This window comes from Roseibium aggregatum, assembly GCF_014692675.1.
Classification (GTDB): domain Bacteria; phylum Pseudomonadota; class Alphaproteobacteria; order Rhizobiales; family Stappiaceae; genus Roseibium; species Roseibium aggregatum_C.
In genome coordinates this window covers 188,594-209,137 of the sequence record NZ_JABFCZ010000001.1, presented here as the reverse complement: position 1 = coordinate 209,137, position 20,544 = coordinate 188,594, and the positions used below count along the sequence as shown (strand labels likewise).

General features: G+C 62.1%; 20 protein-coding genes. 13 read left to right on the top strand and 7 right to left on the bottom strand.

Annotated elements, in window-relative coordinates; all coding sequences use genetic code 11:
- From deoA to HK439_RS00740, 4 genes are all read left to right on the top strand, one after another.
- Positions 1-1,317, top strand: a complete 1,317-nt coding sequence (gene deoA / locus HK439_RS00755) for a thymidine phosphorylase (protein WP_190289449.1) — start codon at positions 1-3, stop codon at positions 1,315-1,317.
- A 76-nt stretch (positions 1,318-1,393) separates the two neighbouring features.
- Entirely contained in the window at positions 1,394-2,614 is a 1,221-nt protein-coding gene (locus HK439_RS00750) for a phosphopentomutase (RefSeq protein WP_190289448.1), read from the top strand.
- Positions 2,615-2,645: 31 nt separating this feature from the next.
- Entirely contained in the window at positions 2,646-3,518 is an 873-nt protein-coding gene (locus HK439_RS00745) for a phytanoyl-CoA dioxygenase family protein (RefSeq protein WP_190289447.1), read from the top strand.
- 85 nt (positions 3,519-3,603) lie between these two features.
- Positions 3,604-4,599: an adenosine deaminase gene (locus HK439_RS00740; protein ID WP_190289446.1), complete on the top strand. Its 996-nt coding sequence runs from the start codon at positions 3,604-3,606 to the stop codon at positions 4,597-4,599.
- Between the two features lie 12 nt (positions 4,600-4,611).
- Here the strand turns inward: HK439_RS00740 and HK439_RS00735 are convergent, their stop codons facing one another.
- The gene (locus tag HK439_RS00735; RefSeq protein WP_190289445.1) at positions 4,612-5,895 is read right to left on the bottom strand and encodes an MFS transporter; all 1,284 of its coding nucleotides are present in this window, start codon (positions 5,893-5,895) and stop codon (positions 4,612-4,614) included.
- 158 nt (positions 5,896-6,053) lie between these two features.
- Between HK439_RS00735 and HK439_RS00730 the strand changes: the two genes are divergently transcribed.
- The 7 genes from HK439_RS00730 to HK439_RS00700 all read left to right on the top strand — a co-directional run bounded on the left by HK439_RS00730 (position 6,054) and on the right by HK439_RS00700 (position 13,513).
- On the top strand, positions 6,054-7,313 hold the full coding sequence (locus tag HK439_RS00730) for a DUF1688 family protein (RefSeq protein ID WP_190289444.1): 1,260 nt from the start codon (positions 6,054-6,056) through the stop codon (positions 7,311-7,313).
- Between the two features lie 61 nt (positions 7,314-7,374).
- Complete coding sequence (upp, locus tag HK439_RS00725; protein WP_190289443.1) at positions 7,375-8,004, top strand: uracil phosphoribosyltransferase; 630 nt, start codon at positions 7,375-7,377, stop codon at positions 8,002-8,004.
- Between the two features lie 14 nt (positions 8,005-8,018).
- Positions 8,019-8,924, top strand: coding sequence for a ribokinase (locus tag HK439_RS00720; protein ID WP_190289442.1), 906 nt, complete (start codon positions 8,019-8,021; stop codon positions 8,922-8,924).
- Positions 8,925-9,006: 82 nt separating this feature from the next.
- Positions 9,007-9,519, top strand: coding sequence for a retropepsin-like aspartic protease family protein (locus HK439_RS00715; protein WP_190289441.1), 513 nt, complete (start codon positions 9,007-9,009; stop codon positions 9,517-9,519).
- 104 nt (positions 9,520-9,623) lie between these two features.
- Positions 9,624-11,123 carry a phosphomannomutase/phosphoglucomutase gene (locus HK439_RS00710; RefSeq protein ID WP_190289440.1) on the top strand — a complete coding sequence of 500 codons (1,500 nt, stop codon included), beginning with the start codon at positions 9,624-9,626 and terminating at the stop codon, positions 11,121-11,123.
- A gap of 299 nt (positions 11,124-11,422) precedes the next feature.
- Positions 11,423-12,427 (top strand): aldose epimerase family protein, encoded by a 1,005-nt coding sequence (locus HK439_RS00705; RefSeq protein WP_190289439.1) that lies wholly within the window; start codon positions 11,423-11,425, stop codon positions 12,425-12,427.
- Between the two features lie 54 nt (positions 12,428-12,481).
- Positions 12,482-13,513, top strand: coding sequence for a histone deacetylase family protein (locus HK439_RS00700; protein ID WP_190289438.1), 1,032 nt, complete (start codon positions 12,482-12,484; stop codon positions 13,511-13,513).
- A gap of 245 nt (positions 13,514-13,758) precedes the next feature.
- On the opposite strand, the gene HK439_RS00695 is transcribed toward HK439_RS00700, so the two are convergent.
- Positions 13,759-14,376, bottom strand: coding sequence for an HAD family hydrolase (locus HK439_RS00695; RefSeq protein WP_190289437.1), 618 nt, complete (start codon positions 14,374-14,376; stop codon positions 13,759-13,761).
- Between the two features lie 89 nt (positions 14,377-14,465).
- Between HK439_RS00695 and HK439_RS00690 the strand changes: the two genes are divergently transcribed.
- On the top strand, positions 14,466-15,398 hold the full coding sequence (locus HK439_RS00690; protein WP_190289436.1) for a phosphate/phosphite/phosphonate ABC transporter substrate-binding protein: 933 nt from the start codon (positions 14,466-14,468) through the stop codon (positions 15,396-15,398).
- On the opposite strand, the gene HK439_RS00685 is transcribed toward HK439_RS00690, so the two are convergent.
- The 5 genes from HK439_RS00685 to HK439_RS00665 form a co-directional block, all read right to left on the bottom strand.
- Positions 15,395-16,579: an acetate/propionate family kinase gene (locus HK439_RS00685; protein WP_190289435.1), complete on the bottom strand. Its 1,185-nt coding sequence runs from the start codon at positions 16,577-16,579 to the stop codon at positions 15,395-15,397. The two genes, HK439_RS00690 and HK439_RS00685, sit on opposite strands and share 4 nt — an antisense overlap.
- Before the next feature lie 2 nt (positions 16,580-16,581).
- Entirely contained in the window at positions 16,582-17,994 is a 1,413-nt protein-coding gene (locus HK439_RS00680) for a bifunctional enoyl-CoA hydratase/phosphate acetyltransferase (protein ID WP_190289434.1), read from the bottom strand.
- Between the two features lie 117 nt (positions 17,995-18,111).
- On the bottom strand, positions 18,112-18,696 hold the full coding sequence (locus tag HK439_RS00675) for a TadE/TadG family type IV pilus assembly protein (RefSeq protein ID WP_209011477.1): 585 nt from the start codon (positions 18,694-18,696) through the stop codon (positions 18,112-18,114).
- The gene (locus tag HK439_RS00670; protein WP_209011476.1) at positions 18,696-19,292 is read right to left on the bottom strand and encodes a TadE/TadG family type IV pilus assembly protein; all 597 of its coding nucleotides are present in this window, start codon (positions 19,290-19,292) and stop codon (positions 18,696-18,698) included. Before HK439_RS00670 ends, HK439_RS00675 begins: the two co-directional genes overlap by 1 nt.
- 11 nt (positions 19,293-19,303) lie before the next feature.
- Positions 19,304-19,738, bottom strand: a complete 435-nt coding sequence (locus HK439_RS00665; protein ID WP_209011475.1) for a pilus assembly protein N-terminal domain-containing protein — start codon at positions 19,736-19,738, stop codon at positions 19,304-19,306.
- 586 nt (positions 19,739-20,324) lie between these two features.
- Between HK439_RS00665 and HK439_RS00660 the strand changes: the two genes are divergently transcribed.
- Entirely contained in the window at positions 20,325-20,504 is a 180-nt protein-coding gene (locus tag HK439_RS00660) for a Flp family type IVb pilin (protein WP_190289432.1), read from the top strand.
- Positions 20,505-20,544 lie beyond the last annotated feature (40 nt).

Below are 20,544 nucleotides of genomic sequence, written 5' to 3'. Positions count from 1 at the left end.
ATGCTGGCGCAGGAACTGATCCGAAAGAAGCGCGATGGCGGCACACTGGACGATGCGGAAATCCGGTTCTTCGTCGAAGGCCTTGCCGATGGCTCCGTCACCGAGGGCCAGGTCGCGTCGCTTGCCATGGCGGTGTTCTTCAAGGGCCTGGCGGTCAATGAACGGATCGCGCTGACGCTCGCCATGCGCGACAGCGGCAATGTGCTGGACTGGTCGGAGATCGATAAGCCGATCCTGGACAAGCATTCCACCGGCGGCGTCGGCGACAATGTCTCGCTGATGCTCGCACCCGCCCTTGCCGCCTGCGGCGCAGCCGTACCGATGATCTCCGGCCGGGGCCTTGGCCACACCGGCGGAACGCTGGACAAGTTCGACGCCATTCCCGGTTACAAGACCCAACCGGACAACGCCCTGTTCAAGAAGGTGGTCCGCGAGGTCGGCTGTGCCGTCATCGGCCAGACCGGCAATCTGGCGCCCGCCGACAAGCGCTTTTACGCGATCCGAGATGTGACCGCGACGGTGGAAAGCCTCGACCTGATTACCGCCTCGATCCTGTCGAAGAAGCTTGCCGCCGGTCTGCAGGGCCTGGTGCTCGACGTCAAATGGGGAACCGGCGCCTTCATGGCGGGCCTCGATGACGCGCGTGCGCTGGCCGAGAGCCTGGTTCTGGTCGCCAACGGCGCCGGGCTGAAGACGACCGCCCTGATCACCGATATGAACGAGCCGCTGGCGTCCGCCGCCGGCAATGCGGTCGAAGTCCAGAACGCCGTCGATTTTCTCAAGGGCGATGCCATCGACAATCGTCTCTGGGACGTCACCGTGGCCCAGGGCGGGGAACTTCTGGCGACCGGCGGACTGGCTGCCAGCGCGGAAGCCGGTGCCGACAGGATGCGCCACGCGTTTGAAAGCGGTCAGGCTGCGGAAGTCTTCGGCAAAATGGTCAGCGCCCTTGGCGGCCCGGCCGATTTCATGGAAAAGCCGGAACTCTATCTGGCCAGGGCGCCGGTGGAAGCGCCGGTCTATGCCGAGCATGAGGGAGTTGTGACTGCGATCGATGCCCGCGCCGTCGGCATCGCCGTCGTCGAACTGGGCGGCGGGCGGCGGACGGCTGCCGATGTCATCGATCCGTCCGTCGGACTGACGAGCCTTGCCGGGATCGGCAACCGGGTCGACGCGGATGCGCCGATCGCCATTGTCCATGCGAAGAGCGAGGCCGACGCCGAACGGGCGGCGATTGCCTTGCGCCGCGCCTACCGGATCGGTGAAGCGCTCGATGTGGAAGACCGGCCGACCGTGGTGGAGCGCATCGCGCCGTAACGAATTGCGAAACGGCCGGGAACAGGCCGCCGCGAAGAACCGGCAGTCGATGCCGGCAATAACAAAGGAAACGAAAATGCCTCGTGCAATTCTGTGCGTTCTGGACAGTTTCGGAATTGGCGGTGCGGAGGACGCCGAACGTTTCGGCGATGCGGGCTCCGATACGCTCGGTCACATCGCCGAGGCCTGCGCGGTCGGCAAGGGCGACAGGAAAGGTCTGCGCTCCGGCCTGTTGAAGCTGCCGAATATGGACCGTCTGGGTCTCGGGGCCGCGTCGCTGCTCTCCAACGGTACTGCGGCGCCGGGACTGGATTTTTCAGGCGACCCGGAAGGCCTGTGGGGCTACGCAGCGGAAACCTCCAACGGCAAGGACACGCCCTCCGGCCACTGGGAAATCGCCGGCGTGCCGGTGCGTTTCGACTGGGGCTATTTTCCCGATACGGTGCCGAGCTTCCCGGACGAGCTGATTGCAGCCGTGCTGGAGCAATCCGACATTCCCGGCATTCTCGGCAATAGCCATGCTTCGGGCACGGTGATCATCGAGGAACTGGGCGAGGAGCATATCCGCACCGGCAAGCCGATCTTCTACACATCGGCCGATTCCGTCATCCAGATAGCAGCCCATGAGACCCATTTCGGCCTGGACCGTCTCTACCGGCTGTGCGAGATCACCCGAGGGATTGCCGACGCCTACAACATCGGCCGGGTTATCGCCCGGCCCTTCATTGGCGAAAGCGCGGCCGATTTCACACGCACCGCCAATCGGCGCGATTATTCCGTCCTGCCTCCCGAGCCGACCCTGTTAGACCGGCTGAGCAAGGAGGGGCGGACGGTGTTCGGAATCGGCAAGATCTCCGATATTTTCGCCCATCAGGGGGTTTCGAAAGTCCTGAAAGGGGCGGGCAACGACGAGCTTTTCGACAGGACGCTCGAGGCCATGGATCTGGCCGCCGACGGCGATCTCGTCTTTGCCAATTTCATCGACTTCGATTCCCTTTACGGCCACCGCCGGGATGTTCCGGGCTATGCCGCGGCGCTGGAAAGTTTCGACAAGAGGCTGCCGGAAATGGTAAGGCGCATGCGTGACGGCGACCTTTTGATCCTGACGGCCGATCACGGCTGCGACCCCACCTGGCGGGGGACGGATCATACGCGCGAACATATACCCGTCATCGGGACCGGTCCGGGCATTGCCGGGCGGGGTATCGGCGGACGCCGGACCTATGCGGATATCGGCGAAACGCTCGCAAAACATTTGCACATAGCGCCGGGGAAACACGGCACCAGTTTTATTTGAAGCGGTTTTTTCGAAACTATTGGAGGACATCATGCAGGCACGCAGCTTCGAGGCAACCGAAGACGGTCACCTGACGCAGGAAATGAAGGAGGCCTACGCACAGGACGGCTTTCTGATCCTGCGTGGCTACAAGACCGCGGGCGAATGCGATGCCCTGAGGGAGCGCATGACCGCACTCATCGACGCCTTCGATCCGGAGGACATTGCGTCGGTGTTCGAGACCGGGGCGCAGAGCCATGCCCGGGATTCCTACTTTCGCGAAAGCGGCGACAAGGTCCGCTTCTTCTTCGAACAGGAAGCCTTCGATGCGGACGGCAAGCTTGTCAGGGACAAGCACGAGGCGCTGAACAAGGTCGGTCACGCGCTGCATGACGAGGACCCGGTCTTCGAAGCCTTCACCCGCGATGAAAAGATGGAACGGACCGCCAGGGATCTGGGGCTGGCGTCACCGCTGCTGGCCCAGTCCATGTATATCTTCAAGCCGCCCCATATCGGCGGCGAGGTGAACTGCCATCAGGACAGCACCTTCCTCCATACCGAGCCCCTGACCTGCACCGGCTTCTGGTTCGCGCTCGAGGATGCGGACGAAACCAACGGGGGGCTATACGGCGTCCCCGGCGGGCATCTCGGCCCGCTGCGCTCGCGCTTCCATTATGACGGCGACGGCCTTGTCATGGAAAAGCTGGACGACACCCCGTTCGAGGACGAGGACCGCCATGCGCCCCTGATCGCGCCCAAGGGAACCCTGGTGATCCTGCACGGCAAGGTCCCGCATAAATCCGCCCCCAACCGCTCGCCGCGCTCGCGTCACGCCTACGCGGTGCACATGGTGGATGGCGAAGCCGTGTGGTCGGCGGACAACTGGCTGATGCGCGCGCCGGACAAACCGATGCGGGGTTTCTGATCCCGCTTGTCGAAGCCGGTCACACTCCTGTAAGACCCTTGGTAGATTCACCGGAAGCAAAACCCGAGATGGCCGGCTACAGCGCATGACATCCTATCAGACCGTGCCGAAGGCCGAACTTCACTGCCACATCGAGGGGGCCGCAACGCCGTCTCTGGTGCGCCGACTGGCGGAGCAGAAGGGCATCGACGTTTCGCCGATCATCGACCAGAACGGCAAATACATCTGGTCCGACTTCACGACCTTTCTGAAGGCCTATGATCTGGCGAGCTCGGTGTTCAAGACGCCCGCCGACTACAGCCTTTTGACCGAGACTTACTTTCGTATGCTCGCCGCCGAGGGCGCCATCTACGGCGAGGTTTTCATTTCGCCCGATCATGCCCAGGCCGCTGGTCTCTCCTACCGCTCCTATGTCGAGGGCCTTGCAGCCGGCATCGAGCGGGCGAAGGCCGACACCGGCATCGAGGGCCGCATGATCGCCATCGGCGTCCGTCATTTCGGCTCCGCCTCGGTCGAGAGGGTGGTCCGCGAGGTCATCGGAAATCCGCATCCGCTCGTCACCGGGTTCGGGCTGGCGGGCGACGAGCGCGAGGGCCATCCGGCGAATTTCGCCAAGGCGTTCCGAATGGCTGCCGAAGCCGGTCTCGGGATCACCGCCCATGCAGGCGAATTCGGCGGTCCGGACAGCGTGATTGCCGCCCTGGAATTCCTGCGGGTCAAGCGGATCGGCCACGGGGTACGGGCGATCGAGGACGAGAACCTGGTCAGGCGTCTCGCCGATGAGCGGGTGGTCCTGGAAGTCTGTCCCGGATCGAACATGGCCCTCGGGGTCTATTCCGTCCTGCGCTTCCACCCGGTCAATCTGCTGCGCCGGGCAGGGGTCCGCCTGACGCTCAATTCCGACGATCCGCCGTTTTTCAACACCACGCTCGGCAAGGAATATACCTCCGTCGCCAAGACCTTCGGCTGGAGCCTCGAGGATCAGCTCGACATCACCCGCACGGCCATCGAGGCGGCGTTTTGCGACGACGGCACGCGCCAGCGCCTGCTCGTCCGCCTGGAAAGCGCCAAACACGCATAACCGGCGGTTCGGTTAGTCGTCAGTCTTGTCCAGCGGTGAGACGTCTTCCTCCTCGAATTCCTCCGGCTCCGCGCGCGGGTCGAGGGCGACCGATTCCGGCGTGCTGTAACGCCCGGTCGCGATCACAGGTACGAATTCGGTCTTGTCCTCCGTATCCATCGGCGCGCGCTGCCAGATGCGCCAGATGGCGAACAGGACCATGAGCAGGTGCGCGCTGGCGGTGACCTGGAACAGGGCACCAGGATGGGTCGCACTCATGAGAGCCGCGGCAAGCAATGGACCGGCCATGGTCCCGGTGCCGAAAATCAGCAAGAGCCCGCCGCTAGTTTTCAGGAAATCGCCCGGGTCCGCATGGTCGCTCGCATGAGCGACGATCACCGGATACATGGAATAGACCGTGCCGCCGAACAGGGTGATAAGGGCGATCGTCAGGACAGGGTTGCCCCCGCCGAAAAAGGACAGGCTGGTGCCGAAACCCATGGCCATGATCGCCATGGCAACGAGCACCTTGCGCCGGTCCATGCGGTCTGATGCATAACCGACCGGGATCTGAATGAGCGCGCCGGCAAGAAGCGCCAGGGACATCATGACCGCGATATTGGACACCTCCATGCCGATCCGACGGCCGTAGACCGCGCCGAGCGTGCCGAAGGCGCCGTTGGAAATCCCGACCAGAAAAACCGCGACCACGGCGATCGGCGAATTCCGCCACAGCAGTTTCGGGTCCAGCTTCGCCTGGGTCAGCGGCGTCGGGCTTGCCGCGGTTGAAAGCGCCGTCGGCAGGAGGGCGAGCGAATAGATGATCGAGCCGACGACGAAGAAGACGAAGCCGTTCGGGTTGCCAAGGGTGAGCAGCATCTGCCCGGCGGTGGTCGCCCCCAGGTTGATCATCGTGTAGATGCCGAAGATCCGGCCCCGGGTCTCGTTCGAGGCCCGTTCGTTGAGCCAGCTTTCCACGATCATGGCCGCGCCCGCGAAGCAGAAACCGGAAATGGCGCGCAGGACGATCCAGGTGATCGGCTCCATGAACAGGAGGTTCAGAAGCATCGTGATAGCGCCGAGCGAGGACAGCGCGCCGAAGGTGCGGATGTGGCCGACCCGTTTCACGATGACCGGAACGGTGATGCAGCCGGCCATGTAGCCGAGCGCCCATCCGGCGCCGAGCATACCGAGATCGCCGTCGGTAAATCCTTCCGCCAGCCCCCGGACGGGAAGCAGCAGACCGTGAAGCCCGCCGGCCAGAAGCAACAGGGCGGAGCCGGCGAGAAGGGCGGCGATTGAGATGACCGTTGACATGGTTTCCTTTGCCGGATGCGGAGGCCTGTGAAATAAGGTCGATCAGAACTGTCAAATTACAAACAGATGTGGCGCAATCTGCAACCGCCTGCGTGCCCATCAACCACCGTTTTCCCGCCTCAGTTCGAGATCCGGCGGCGCATTGTATCGGAGCGAACGTGACCGCATCTTCAAACTCTTCCAAGGCTGACAGGCTCCTGACAGCGCGCGCGGTGCGGGAGCGGGCGGAAGCTGTTTTCGAAGCCGCGCAGGCCGGAAGCCTTGCCCATGTCGCTGTCGATCTTGGGAAACTGCCCGAGGTGGTCGCGCGGACGGTTGCCGCCATCGAGACCGGCTATCCCGATTTCCAGATCCCGCCCTTCGGCTGCTGGCGCGCGTTCGAAGCCGGCGGTCATGACCGCTGGTCGGCGCTTGCCGGCGCGCGCGGCTTCGACACGCCGGAAGCGTTTCTGCGTGCGGCCGCCGATCTGGCGATCCTCAGCCATGTCCTGTCCGTTCCCGTCCGTGACGGCTGGGCGCTGAACGATGCCATGACTGGTGAAACGTTTTCAGGCCGTGAGGGGCTGGCAGTCGGTGTCCTGTCCATGTTCGCGGCCGGCTCCTTTTCCGCCGATCCGGCCGATCCGTTGCGGGCCGATGCCCATGCCCTGATCCGTCTGGAAGAAGACGAGATCGCCTGGGGCCTGCAACTGGACAGGAACCGGGACGGCGAGATGATCCTTTCGGTAACGGAGCTCTTGAGACGGCTGGGGGAGGCGACAGGTCTCAGGCCGGACCTGTTCGAGGTCGATGGGGCAACCCGCCCGGGGTATGTCGTCGACCGGTTCTTTGCCGACAGCGCAAACGCGCCTGTCGAACTGACCGCGCTGCTGGAGGCCCTCCTCGACGGACTGTCTCCCATGTGGCAGGGCGGCGCCCAGTTGGATGACGTCACCCTCGGCGATGCCTGGCATCATTCGACCCTTCTGCAGGATCTGGATGCCCCCGGCATCGTTCCCTTCCACTTGCCGGCCCAGGAAATGGCCTATGCGCTGGTGGAGCCTTTCGCCTGGGTCGGCGTCGAGGTCGCCGGGCTCGACGGCCTCACGGGCCTGGCAAATCTGGAGCACGCGGCCCTGTTTCTGGACACCGGCGTCCTGACGTTCAAGGGCGCGCCGGATGCGGAGCCGGACGGACCCGCAGCCCTCGACCTGGCCATTGAACTCAGGGCCCTGACCATTGCTCTCATCGACCGGCTGGCCACGACCTTGCGTCAGGAACTCGATGCGCCTGAGGGCGCGCTACCGCTGACCTGTATCATGGAGGGCGGAACCATCCCTGCAGGGCGGGAAGTCCTGCTTAAAAACGGGGAATTCTACCGAAAAATCGCCCGAATCCTGGCCGCCGGGGGTGTCAATTGGCTGCCATTCGGTGCATAGCTCGAATGAATTCTGAAAACGAGATTTCCCGGTTTCCGGGTCGAAAAAGAAAGAGACCGATATGTCCAAAGCCCATGTCGTCGATCACCCGCTGGTCCAGCACAAACTCTCCATCATGCGCGACAAGGGCACATCGACACAGGGCTTCCGCAGGCTGTTGCGGGAAATCTCGGTCCTGCTCTGCTACGAGGTGACGCGCGACCTGCCGCTGGTCATGCAGACCATCGAGACGCCGCTTGCCGAAATGCAGGCGCCCACACTTGCCGGCAAGAAACTCGTCTTCGCCTCCATCCTGCGCGCCGGCAACGGCCTGCTGGAAGGCATGCTGGAACTGGTGCCGTCCGCACGCGTCGCCCACATCGGCCTCTACCGCGATCCCGAAACCCTCAAGCCTGTCGAATATTATTTCAAGGCGCCGGAAGATCTCGACGCCCGCCTCGTGATCGTCGTCGACCCGATGCTGGCGACCGCCAATTCGGCGATAGCCGCGGTTCAGCGGCTGAAGGACCGGGGCGCCAACAACCTGCGCTTCGTCTGTCTGCTGGCGGCTCCGGAAGGGGTCGCGAAATTCATCGAGGCGCATCCGGATGTGCCGATCTATACGGCGGCCATCGACGAGCGCCTGAACAGCCACGGCTATATCGTGCCGGGTCTGGGTGACGCCGGCGACCGGATGTACGGCACCAAATAGGCCGAGATGCTTCGGTGATCACGTCCTTCGGCTCCATCAACCTCGATTTCGTCGTCGCCCTGCCGCGGCTGCCGCGGCCGGGGGAAACGGTCAGCGGGCCGGATCACCAGACCTTTCCCGGCGGCAAGGGCGCCAACCAGGCGCTTGCCGCCCGCCGGGCCGGCGCGGAGGTGCGGATGATCGGCGCCGTCGGCCGCGATCCCTTCGCAGACCTGGCGCTTGCCAATCTTCGCGCCGCGGGTGTCGACCTGAGCGGTGTGCGGGCGCTCGACGGAACCACAGGCCTTGCCTTCATCGGCGTGGATCCGTCGGGCCAGAACCAGATCATGGTGGCAAGCGGCACCAACAAGCGGGTGAGCGCCTCGTGGCTTAAGGACGCGCTTCATCCGGGCGAAATCCTGATGATGCAGGGCGAGGTTCCCGGACCCGAAGTCACGATAGCGATCGAAGCCGCGCACGCCGCGGGCGCACGTATCTTCTTGAACCCGGCCCCGATCCCGGACAAGGCCTATGCCGGACTTGCGCGCGAGGTCGACGTGCTGGTTGTCAATGAAGGCGAGGCGGAGGCCATCGGCGCCTTTCTGGATTTGCCCGGCGAACCGGCCGGTTTCGTGGAGGCCCTGGCAACGGGTGACCGCCTTGTTGCAGTAACGCTGGGTTCGGACGGCGTGCTCGCCGGACGGGGAGACGAACTTTTCCGGATCCGGCCGCCGAAGGTCGAGGTGAGGGACACCACCGGCGCGGGCGATGCCTTTTGCGGTGCGCTGGCCGCGGCGCTCGACCGGAACGCGCCCCTGGGACGCGCACTCTGCGAGGCGATTGCCGCGGGAAGCCTTGCCTGCGCGGCGACCGGCGCCCAGTCGAGCGCGCCCGAAGCCCGGGAAATTGCGATGCTTGCCGATACGCTGAAAGCTCAATAGAGCCCTTCACCGGATGATAAGAACAATTCGCTAGGATCTCCGCCGCCGGATGAAACCGGCTCCGGAAACCTGGTGAGATCCCATGTGGCGTTACGTCTTGTTCGTTCTGTTTTTGCTGGCCGTCGTCCCGCTGGCGCCGAAGCTCATGGAAAACTGGCGCGCCGGACAGTCCGAGCCGGAACAGGTAGCGGAAGTAGCCCTTGGCGAAGATGCCGACACCGGATCGAGGACATTCGAAATTCCCATGGCCCGCAACGGTCAGTATGTCACCGAGGCACGTCTGAACGGCCGGGATGTCACCATGCTGGTCGATACCGGCGCCTCCGCCATTGCCCTGCCTGAAGGCATTGCCCGGGACATTGGCATATTTCTGCAACCTTCCGATTATAAGAAGCCGGTGAAAACCGCGAACGGGATTGCCAAGGCGGCGGCCGCAACCCTACGCGAACTGCGCCTCGGTCCGATCCGGTTGAAGGATGTCGACGTGATGGTTCTTGAAGACGGACTGCTTACAACGCCCTTGCTGGGAATGTCGGCTTTAGGCAGACTGGAGCGGTTTCATATTTCCAATGATACCCTTATCCTTGAGCAGTAGGGTAGGGAGCCTAACCTGCTGAATCCGGACACATTCATTTTCTATCCAACCATTGCACAGCCGATTGCCCACCGAGACAATTGCCCCTGAGAGAGGTTCATTCCATGTTGCCCAAGCCCGTGGCTTTGCTGAAGCCGAATACGTACGAGTATGAATCCCGCCCGATGGTGAAGCCGACCGGTTTCCGCGAATACGATGCCCGCTGGTTGTTCGAGAAGGAAATCAACCTGATGGGCATGCAGGCGCTCGGCATGGGCATCGGCACCCTGATGCATGAGCGCGGCGTCCGGCCGGACATCGTCGTCGGCCATGACTTCCGCAGCTATTCCGCATCCATCAAGATGGCCGTCATCAACGGTCTGCTGGCCGCCGGCATCAATGTGCATGACATCGGCCTCGCCCTGTCGCCGATGGCCTATTTCGCCCAGTTCGCGCTCGACGTGCCGGCCGTTGCCATGATCACCGCCTCGCACAACGACAACGGCTGGACCGGCGTCAAGATGGGCATCAACCGCCCGCTGACCTTCGGTCCGGACGAAATGGGCCGGTTGAAGGAGATCGTGCTCGAGGCCGCCTTCGACCTGAAGGGCGGCGGCAGCTACCGCTTCGTGGAAAATTTCCCGGAGGTCTATTTCAACGACCTGACCGACCGGCCGAAACTGAAACGCCCGATCAAGGTCGTGGCCGCCTGCGGCAACGGCACCGCCGGCGCCTTCGCGCCGCGCATCCTGGAAGCGCTCGGCGCCGATGTGATCCCGCTCGATACGGAACTCGACTTCACCTTCCCGCGCTACAATCCGAACCCGGAGGACATGAAGATGCTTCATGCCCTGCGCGACAAGGTTCTGGAAACCGGTGCGGAAGTCGGCCTCGGCTTCGACGGCGACGGCGACCGCTGCGGCGTCGTCGACAACGAGGGCGAGGAGATCTTCGCCGACAAGGTCGGCGTCATGCTCGCCCGGGATATTTCGGCCCTTCATCCGAACAGCAAGTTCGTCGTCGACGTCAAGTCGACCGGGCTGTTCAACACCGATCCGGTGCTCAAGGCCAACGGTGCGACGACCGACTACTTCAAGACCGGGCATTCCTACATCAAGCGCCGGGTCACCGAACTGGGCGCCATCGTCGGCTTCGAGAAATCCGGCCACTATTTCTTCAACGCGCCGATCGGCCGGGGCTATGACGACGGTCTCGTCTCGGCAATCGCGATCCTCGACATGCTCGACCGCAACCCGGACAAGACCATGGCGGACCTGCGCCGCGACCTGCCCAAGACCTGGGGCTCTCCCACCATGTCGCCCCATTGCGACGACGAGATCAAATACGACGTCGTCGACCGCGTCGTCGCCCGGTTCAAGGACATGAAGGAAAAAGGCGAAACCATCGCCGGCCGTCCGATCACCGACCTGATCACCGTCAACGGCGTGCGCGTCGTCACCGACGACGGCACCTGGGGCCTGGTGCGCGCCTCGTCCAACAAGCCGGAACTGGTGGTCGTGATCGAAAGTCCGGCGTCGGAAGAACGCCTGCACGCCATGTTCAAGGCGGTCGACACTGTCCTGCGCGAAAACCCGGAAGTCGGCGAATACAATCAGACGCTTTGAGGTTTCGAACTCTGAATTGAAAAAAGGGGCACGAGAAACTCTTGTGCCCCTGAGCATGATGACAAACCCCGATTTCGTCATCCCGGGCGAACGTTAGTGAGACCCGGGACCGGAGAGCCGGGGTCTTCGTCATGTCTGGTTCGCTGAATTTGATAGGTTTCTGCCTCGCCGGCCCCGGCTCGCGCTGACGCTTGGCCGGGGTGACTATCGAGGGTAAAGGCTATGTCAGAACTCTTGTGCCCCTTTCTTTTTAATTTCACACCGGTTCCTCCAATGTCCGAACAAAGAAGGTCGAACGCATGATCCGCGAATTCGGGACCCTGGCCGACGGTACGGTTGTTCAGGAAATCACGCTGAAGAAAGGCCCGCTCGAGGCCGCCGTGCTGACCTATGGCGCCATCATCCGGGACCTGAAATTCAACGGCCGCTCCGTCGTGCTCGGCTTCGACGATCTTGAAAGCTATGTCGCCCATTCGCCCTATTTCGGCGCCGTGCCCGGCCGCTGCGCCAACCGGATTTCCAATGCGGCCGTGACCATCGACGGCACGAAGTACCAGCTTGGCGCCAACGAAAACGGTAACCAGCTTCATGGCGGCAAGTCCGGCTTCGCCAACCGGGTCTGGAGCCTTGAGCAGCACGACAAGGGCAGCGTGCTTCTGAAATACGTGTCGGAAGACGGCGAGGAAGGCTATCCGGGCCGCGTCGAGGCGCTGGTGCGCTATACCCTGACCGGGACCGGAGCCTTGCGGGTGAAGTTTTCGGCTACCACCGACAAGCCGACCATCGTCAACCTGACCCAGCACAGCTATTTCAATCTCGACGGCAGCCCGGACATTCTCGACCATTCCGTTGAGATCGTCGCCGACAGCTACCTGCCCGTCGACGATCAGGCATTGCCGACCGGCGAGATCCGCCAGGTCGCGTGGACGCCCTATGACTTCCGCGAAGGCCGCAAGCTGCACCGCAAGCCCGGCGAGGAAGGCGTGATCTTCGATCACAATTTCTGCCTTGCCGATGCGCCGCGCGACGAAGTGGAATTCGCCGCCGCCGTGGAAGATGCCTCGGGCAATTGCCGCATGGAGCTGTGGACGACGGAACCCGGCCTGCAGCTTTATGACGGCTACAAGGTCGATGTCCCGTTTCCCGGGCTGGAGGGCCGGACCTACGGACCCAATGCGGGTCTGTGCCTGGAGCCGCAGCGCTGGCCGGACAGCGCCAACCACGACAATTTCACGAATGTCTTGTTGCGGCCGGGAGAAACCTATACGCACGTATCGGAATTCAGATTTACGTCAGAGGCCTGACATCGGTCCCTATTGAAGAGGGCCGTGTGAACGGCGCGCGGCAGGGGTGTTTGCTTGAAAACCGTCTTTTCTTCCCTTCAGCTTGATCATGACCCCAAACAGGAAATTTCCGACGGCGAGCTGAAGCCGGCGGTCGAGATCCCGGAACGTGCCAGGATCGTCCTGCGAACCGTTGAGGATCGCGGGCTTGGTGAGATCGTCGCGCCTGAGGATTTCGGCTTGCGGCCGCTGCAGCGGGTCCATGCTCCAGACTATCTGGACTTCATGGAAAGTTTCTGGAGCCGCTGGACGGCCGCCGGCCGCAGCAGGGAAGCCTTTCCCTTCGTCTGGCCGGTGCGCACGTTGAGAGCGGATGTCGCACCAGATCATATCGACGGGCTGCTCGGCCGTTATTCCATGGATGCCGGCACGCCGCTCGGCGAACAGACATTCGCCGCGGCGAAGGCATCCGCGAACACGGCCCTGACGGCGGCGAAGCTGGTGAAGGAAGGCGAGAAAGCCGCCTTCGGCCTGTGCCGCCCGCCCGGTCACCACAGCGGCCGTGACTTCTTCGGCGGCTACTGCTTCCTGAACAACGCCGCTATCGCCGCCCAGTGGCTGCGCGACAATGGCACCGATCGGGTCGCCATCCTCGATGTGGACTACCATCACGGCAACGGGACGCAGTCGATCTTCTACGACCGTTCCGATGTCCTGTTCCTGTCGATCCATGCGGACCCGATGCAGGAATATCCCTATTTCCTCGGCCATGCGGATGAGACAGGAGAGAATGCCGGAAGCGGGTTTACTCAGAACTGGCCACTGCCGCTCGGCACGGATTGGGAGGGATATGCGCCCGCGCTCGAGGACGCCTGCCGCTGGCTACAGGTGTTCAAGCCGAATATCCTGATCGTGTCGCTCGGGATGGACTGTTACGAGAACGACCCGATCTCCGGGTTCAAGTTCAAGAGCGACGACTTCACCAGGCTTGGCCAGCGCCTGTCAGCGCTCGATATTCCGACCGCCTTCCTGATGGAAGGCGGCTACGCGGTCGATGCGCTTGGAACGAACTGCGTCAACGTCCTCAAAGGGTTTGAAGCCGGCTGACCGCCGGGACAAAGTGGAGACGCAAAGCAGTCCCGCCCACTCCCGTCTCCCCCCTTGGGGAGATGTCGGCGTGCCGACAAAGGGGGTGAGACGGTGCCGCACATTCTGAAATGCCGAATTTTCCGAGAGGCTTATACCCCCCTCTGTCTCCTGACGGAGACATCTCCCCCTCAAGGGGGGAGACGAAAACAAGAAGATAATCCGGGGTTTCGACGCAGTCGGCGTTAAACCGGACACCAGTGAATTCAGATCTCGAAGCCGAGACTTTCCAGATCGGCGCGCAGCTGATCCGCTCCGGTGAAATGGATCGCCTCAAGCCCCGCCGCCCGCGCGCCTTCCACATTCTTCATCGAGTCGTCGATGAAGACGCAAGACGAGGCCGCAAGACCGTTGCGGGTCAGCAGCGTTTCGAAGATGCGCCGGTCCGGCTTCAAAAGCCCTTCTTCGGCGGAGACGACGATGTCACGGAAGGCCGAGGTCAGGAAGGGAAAGCGGGCCTTGGCCTCGTCGAATTTTTCCGTCGAGAAATTGGTGATCGCATAGAGCGGAACGCCGGCGGTCTTCAGGTCGTTCAGGATCGCGACGCTGCCGGGCACCTCACCCGGAACCATGTCGTGCCAGCGCTCCGAATAGGCGGCGATCAGATCCTTGTGGTCCGGATGAAGAGCGGCAAGTTCACTGACCGCCTCTTCCCACGACCGCCCCAGGTCCTGCTGGAGGTTCCAGTCCATGGTGCAGACCTCGTGCAAAAAGCGATGGCGTTCGTCCGGGTCCGGAATAAGGTGCCTGTAGAGGTTCTCCGGGTCCCACTCGATCAGAACGTTTCCGATGTCGAAAATCACCGTATCGACGGATTTGGGCATGAAGTCTCCTGGAAGGATGGCATCCGGAAATCGGGGGGAAGAATCGGATAGAATTCAGAAAACCACCGGCTGATGGTATTCGTGTGAACATGAGAAAATTTGCAGCCATGATGCTGGCGTGCCTGCTTCCGTTAGCAGGTGCGGCGGCTGCAGAAAAGGAAAAACCGGATCCGCTCCCGAGGCTTCGGCTGGGCGTTGCCGTCGGGACCGACGAGACAATCCGGGAGCGTCTGGAACCCTTTCGGCGGGAACTGGAAGCTGCCCTCGATCTGCCGGTTGACCTGTTCCTCATGGACACGCTCGGCAATGTGGTCGACGCGCTGGCGGCCGGTGATATCGACTATGCGCGTCTGTCGTCGTCCGCCTATGCGGCGACCTATTCCCTGTGCGAATGCGTGGAGCCGCTTGCAACGGCGCGACCCGATGCCTTTCCTGCCCGCTATTACGCCCTGATCGTCGGCCGGGCGACCGAGCGGCCCCTGACCCTGGAGGATCTCGCCGGCGGCCGGCTCGGCGTGCAGGCGCCGGACTCGGTGACCGGTTACCGCGTGCCGCTGGCAAACCTGGCGGCCGAGGGAACCGATCCGCGGGCCTTTTTTCGCAATCTCGTGCGCATGAGGGATCCGGTCGATGGCCTGCAGGCGGTTCTCGACGGCAGGGTGGATGCGGCAACGGCGTGGTCGACGCTCGCCGGCAGCGTCGCGTCCGGCTATACCGCCGGCACCCTGAACGAGTTCTATGTTTCCGGCGCGCCTGGCCTCGATCGGCTGAAGGTGATCTGGCAGTCGCCGCCCATCCCCTATGATGCCCACACCGTTCGCCTGTCCCTGCCCGACGAGTTCAAGCGAAAATTGCGCGCGGCCCTCCTCGATATGAAGGGCCAGGCGCCGGACGCCTATTTCGCGGTCGAACCGGACATGCCCGGCGGATTCGAGCCCACGGTTCACGCGGACTACCGCGCGGTGCTGCGGACCTATGAGCCGAAGTATCAGGCCGTACTGGAAGGGGCCGGAAGGCCTTAGCCGGACACTGTTTCGAGCAGCTCCAGGGTGTGCCGGCGGATCATCTCCTCCTCATTCGTCGGGACGGCCATGATCCTCACCCTTGAAGTGTCGCAGGCGATGTCGGATGCGTTCGATGCGTTTTTTTGCCTGTCGATCTTCATGCCGAGCCAGTCCTGATCCTCGCAGACCCGCTGACGCACGAGGGCGGAATGTTCTCCGATCCCGCCGGTGAAAACGAGCGTGTCGAGCCCGCGCAGGATCGCCGCCATCGCGCCGAGTTCCCGCCGGATCCGGAACACGAAATAGTCGATCGCTTCCGCCGCCGCCGGGTCCGTGCTCTCGCTCAGAAGGCGCATGTCCTGGCTGAGGCCGGAAAGACCTTTCAGGCCGGAATCCTTGTAGAGCAGGTCGGTAATCTCGTCGGCGCTCATGCCCTTGGTGGTCAGCAGATAGAGCACGACACCGGGATCGAGCTGGCCGCATCTGGTGCCCATGGGCAGGCCGTCGAGCGCGGTAAAGCCCATTGTGGAGCCGATGCTTTTGCCGTTCTCAATGGCGCACATGGAGGCGCCGTTGCCCAGGTGGGCGACCACCAGCTTGCCGCCGAAGGCCTCCACGTGGTGGTCCTTCAGATACGAGCAGATGTATTCGTAGGACAGGCCGTGAAAGCCGTAACGCCGGATGCCTTCGTCATAATAGCTGCGGGGCAGGGCGAAGGTATCGTTCACCCAGGGATGGTGCCGGTGAAAGGCCGTATCGAAACAGGCGACCTGCAGCGCCTCTGGGAATGCGGCACGCGAGGCGCGGATGCCGGCGAGGTTGTGCGGCTGGTGCAGGGGCGCCAGCGGATTGAGCCGTGCCAGTTCCTCAAGCCTGGCATCGTTCAGAACAAGCGGAGCGGCATAGTCGACGCCACCATGCACCACCCGGTGGCCGATGGCCTCCACCGAGATCCGGCCCGTTTCCCGCTCCAGGATCTGAAGCAGGGCCGCCAGGGCGGCTTCATGGTTGGCGCCGTCTTGCGCGCTGAGGTCCTGGTTGACGTCGGCGGCCTTGCCGTGAAGATGCAGGTTGATGTGGGGCTGGGCGCCGAGGCCGGAAATCTGGCCGGATATGAGCTCCCGTTCGCCTTCGTAGAGGTTGAACTTGATCGACGAGGATCCGCTGTTCAGAACCAGGATGTCCGGCTGATCCGCCATGATCAGTCTTCTCCGCTTTTCAGGAGTGCGACGGGGGCGCCGTTGACAAGCCAGTAATGGTACAGCAGCGCCAGGGCGCAGGAGGCGAGCCTTGCCCTGACATCGTCGGCGCGGCTTGTCAGCATGATCGGAACCTTGGCGCCGATCACCAGCCCGGCGGCTTCAGCATGGGCGATGAAGGTGAGTTCCTTGGCAAGCATGTTGCCCGATTCCAGATTGGGCACGATCAGCACTTCCGCGTGACCGGCAACGAGCGAGGTGATGCCCTTCGTCCTGGCCGCCTGCACGTCGATCGCATTGTCCATGGCGAGCGGACCGTCGACGATGCCGCCCTTGATCTGGCCGCGTTCGGCCATCTTGGAAAGAACCGCTGCGTCGAGGCTGGAGGGAATGGCCGGATTGACGGTTTCAATGGCCGAAAGGATACCGACCTTCGGGCTTTCCAGACCAAGCGCCAGCGCGCAGTCGATTGCATTCTGGGTGATGTCGACCTTGGTGTTGAGGTCGGGAACGATGTTGATCGCCGCGTCGGAAATCAGGACCGGCGTGTCGCGCCCGGGAATGTCCATGACGAAGACGTGGCTGATCCGCCTCTTGGTGCGCAGCCCGCCGTCGCTCTTGACCACATGATGCAACAGCTCGTCCGTATGCAGATGCCCCTTCATGAGCGCACGGACCTTGCCTTCGTGGACCATGGCAACGCCGCGTGCCGCGGCTTCGGATTCGTTCTCGATGTCGATCAATTCGAAGCCGGAGATATCTTCCTTCAGGGCCTCCGCCGCCCTTTGTATGCGCTCGCCCGCTCCGATCAGGACCGGTTTGATCAACCCTTCCCGTGCAGCCTTCAGGGCGCCTTCCAGGGAATTGGGATCATCCGGCGCAATCACAGCCGTCGGCAGAGGAGGGAGCGTTCTGGCCAGTTCGAGCAGCCGGTTGAAATGACGGTGCCGTTCCACCAGCAGGGACGGCAGGTGGGAGGCGTCGAATTCAATGGGCCGTGTCGGCGCGAGCACGTCGGCGATGCCGTCCGCGACGAGTGTTCCCTCGCCCTTGGTGACCCTGACATCGAGTTCCACCACGCCGTCCGGCTTCTTGGCGGCGACTTCGAGCCGCACCGTCACGGTTTCGCCGACGGCGACCCGGTTGCGGAAGTTGAAGGTCTGGCTCCTGTAGACCGTCCCCGGCCCGGGAAGGATGTTTCCCAGAACCGCGGAGACCAGTGCGCCGATCCACATGGACGGGGCGACCGGTTTGTCGATCTTCCCGTCGCCGGTCCAGTCCGTATCCGGAAGGTGCAGCGGATTGTGATTGCCGGAGGCGTGGGCGAAGACCAGGAGGTCGTTCGCGGTGCAGACCCTGGAGATTTCAGCCGTATCTCCGACGGATATCTGTTCGTAGGTGCGATTTGTCGGCATGCCGTCCCCTTGTCGAACGCGGCGGGAGTGGGCTTGAGGCTGGTCCCGCAGTGCAGCAATTGTGTGGCGAGGGTAACCGTCTTCCGCGTCGGAACAAATACGCGCAATTGGGTATGTTCAGCCGCCGGTGAGCGTAACGGTCGTCGTCAGGCGGGGCTTCAGAAAATAGGTGTCGCCGAGGGCGATCGAGGTCGCGCGCGGAAAGATGTTCTGCAGCATCGACGCGAACAACGGCACGTAGGTATAGGTGGATTTGCCCACGATAAGGGAGCTTCCCGCAACCGCGATCGACTCGGGAATATCGATCGGCGGCGCGGACCCGGCCGTCCAGGGGGCGGTGCCGGCTTTGTTTCTGCTCCAGTCGACTTCCGGATCCCCGTCCTCGTTGAAGGTCACGCTGGCGATGATCACATCCAGCGGCGTATCCGAATAAGGCAACATGATCTGCTCGGCGGCGAGCATGATGTCGGCGATTTCGCTGGTGCTGATCGTTTCGGCCTGTGCCACAAGGTCTGCTGCGGAACTGGCAACCTGGCTGACCTTGCGGTCGGTATTCAGGGCGGTCACCGTTTCCGACATGCCGATCAGGAGGATCAGCAGGAACGGTAAGAGCAGGGCGAATTCCACCGCTGCAATGCCGCGCCTGTCGGCTCTCAGCCGCTGGACGGCGTCACGAAAGAAAGTGCCGGCTGCATTAGGCATTACGAACAGCTCCACGGAAAGGGTTCGTTCCGGAAGACCGCGGTCGAATAAAGAAGGCGTTCGGCACTGCCCGTGTCACCGCTGTCGAACTGCAGCAGCGCGGTGAACATGGGCCATCGGTAAACGACGCGGGCGACGACGATGGAATTCGAGCAGCCGATATTGAAATTGAAACTGTCTTTCAGATCGCCGTTTTCGTCGAACAGCGAGTCCATCGAATTCAGGCCCGAGAAGTTGGTGTAGGTGGTCACATCGACGATGAACTTGTCCTTGTTGCACAGGAAGCTCGGCAGGTTGGTGCAGATCTCGTCCTTGAAATCGTCTGCGCTGAAACTCGACTTCTGCGCCTGCCCGGTGCGCACGATGCGGGCGGATTCAAGCACGGCGTTGTCGACGAGACGATTGACGAAGAAGGCCAGCCCCATTTCCACGATACCGAGAACGATCATCAGGAAGGGAATTCCGACGATGGCGAACTCGATTGCCGTCACCCCCCGGCGGTCGTCCGAATAGCGCGCGCCGATCCGGGCGGCTGTCCGGACCAGCCGGCCGGCCATGCGCGGAAGGGAAAATGCTGAGGCGCGCGGGCTAGTCATTACCTTCTTTCCTATTTAAGGGCACCGGCTGCCTTTTCGGCAAGATCGTTGCGCGTGGTTGCCTGCTGGGCATAGGTGTCGAAGGCCGCCTGGGAATCGCCCATCCTCAACGTCGGTTCGCACACCGGCGAGCAGGTATAGGTCTGGCGCAGCGCATTGCGCATGACGGAGACCACGTTCTCGTCGGAAGCGCGGACGACGATGACTTCATCGATGATCGGCTCGCCCTTGTTGTCGAGGATGACCAGGTTGGTGCTTCCATAGCTCTTTCCTGTGACAACAACGGTGAAACGGTCGTGCATGGAGACATCGGCAATGAAAGGGTTGCCGACGATGACGGTGCTTGCGGGTTCCTGGATGCGAAAGACCTTCGCACGGTCAACGGTGACGGTGACCGGATCCTCGCTGGCATATGCATGGCCGGTGGTCAGGACGAACAGTGCCATGACAGCCAGATTTCTTAGCAGAGTGAGCCTCACACTCATGGCGTACTCCAGATTCAACCGTGTTTTCGACTATTAGTCGGTAACAAGGTGAAGGAAGCCCTAACGTGCGGTCCGAAGAAGAGTGAATACGGTCTAAGAGATTGTATGTGCGCAAGAAATACACGCTATGGCGGCAATTTCAGGTATTTCCGGAATGGCCGTCGCAAGAGCCATGATTTTCCGGCGGACGCAGGTACAGGGAAAATTGCCCTGTATTTCCATCATGATGGAGGACTTGTGAGAAAAGTTGTCTCCCGGGGATTTAATCTATTGCGTAATGTAGTATAATATACGTATTATGGCTGAGAAGACATGATGGATATTTAAAAGAATTTGAAGAGAAATTGTATAAATAACGTATTGTTAAGTATGTAATCTGTTAACCATAGGTAGTTTTGTTAGGAATACATCAGAAGTTAGTGGTAAATTTAACCGCTTGGAAACTGCTACGACGTAAGCTCCCTCCATGCCTCGGAAGGGCCGAACAACAGGCTCAATGGGCAAAACAAAAGAAGCTGTCAATACAAGTGGAATTTGGAGCAAACACATGAAGAACATTTTCGCACGTTTCGCCAAGGACGAGTCTGGCGCAACCGCAATCGAATACGGCCTGATCGCTGGCCTCGTGTCCGTCGTCATCATCGGCGTTCTCGGCACCATGTCCGACAGCCTGAAGAACATCTTCTCCGACATCAGCTCGGCTCTGACGACTGCAGACGCTCAGTAAGCGGTCTGTCGGTCTTTCCGAAAGGCCACTGCGCATTTCG

Excerpts from the sequence above, each read along its gene's own strand:
- deoA (WP_190289449.1), top strand. The coding sequence starts at position 1 with ATGCTGGCGCAGGAACTGATCCGAAAGAAGCGCGATGGCGGCACACTG.
- HK439_RS00750 (WP_190289448.1), top strand. The coding sequence starts at position 1,394 with ATGCCTCGTGCAATTCTGTGCGTTCTGGACAGTTTCGGAATTGGCGGT.
- HK439_RS00745 (WP_190289447.1), top strand. The coding sequence starts at position 2,646 with ATGCAGGCACGCAGCTTCGAGGCAACCGAAGACGGTCACCTGACGCAG.
- HK439_RS00740 (WP_190289446.1), top strand. The coding sequence starts at position 3,604 with ATGACATCCTATCAGACCGTGCCGAAGGCCGAACTTCACTGCCACATC.
- HK439_RS00735 (WP_190289445.1), bottom strand. The coding sequence starts at position 5,895 with ATGTCAACGGTCATCTCAATCGCCGCCCTTCTCGCCGGCTCCGCCCTG.
- upp (WP_190289443.1), top strand. The coding sequence starts at position 7,375 with ATGTCCAAAGCCCATGTCGTCGATCACCCGCTGGTCCAGCACAAACTC.
- HK439_RS00715 (WP_190289441.1), top strand. The coding sequence starts at position 9,007 with ATGTGGCGTTACGTCTTGTTCGTTCTGTTTTTGCTGGCCGTCGTCCCG.
- HK439_RS00710 (WP_190289440.1), top strand. The coding sequence starts at position 9,624 with ATGTTGCCCAAGCCCGTGGCTTTGCTGAAGCCGAATACGTACGAGTAT.
- HK439_RS00705 (WP_190289439.1), top strand. The coding sequence starts at position 11,423 with ATGATCCGCGAATTCGGGACCCTGGCCGACGGTACGGTTGTTCAGGAA.
- HK439_RS00695 (WP_190289437.1), bottom strand. The coding sequence starts at position 14,376 with ATGCCCAAATCCGTCGATACGGTGATTTTCGACATCGGAAACGTTCTG.
- HK439_RS00690 (WP_190289436.1), top strand. The coding sequence starts at position 14,466 with ATGAGAAAATTTGCAGCCATGATGCTGGCGTGCCTGCTTCCGTTAGCA.
- HK439_RS00685 (WP_190289435.1), bottom strand. The coding sequence starts at position 16,579 with ATGGCGGATCAGCCGGACATCCTGGTTCTGAACAGCGGATCCTCGTCG.
- HK439_RS00680 (WP_190289434.1), bottom strand. The coding sequence starts at position 17,994 with ATGCCGACAAATCGCACCTACGAACAGATATCCGTCGGAGATACGGCT.
- HK439_RS00675 (WP_209011477.1), bottom strand. The coding sequence starts at position 18,696 with ATGCCTAATGCAGCCGGCACTTTCTTTCGTGACGCCGTCCAGCGGCTG.
- HK439_RS00670 (WP_209011476.1), bottom strand. The coding sequence starts at position 19,292 with ATGACTAGCCCGCGCGCCTCAGCATTTTCCCTTCCGCGCATGGCCGGC.
- HK439_RS00665 (WP_209011475.1), bottom strand. The coding sequence starts at position 19,738 with ATGGCACTGTTCGTCCTGACCACCGGCCATGCATATGCCAGCGAGGAT.
- HK439_RS00660 (WP_190289432.1), top strand. The coding sequence starts at position 20,325 with ATGAAGAACATTTTCGCACGTTTCGCCAAGGACGAGTCTGGCGCAACC.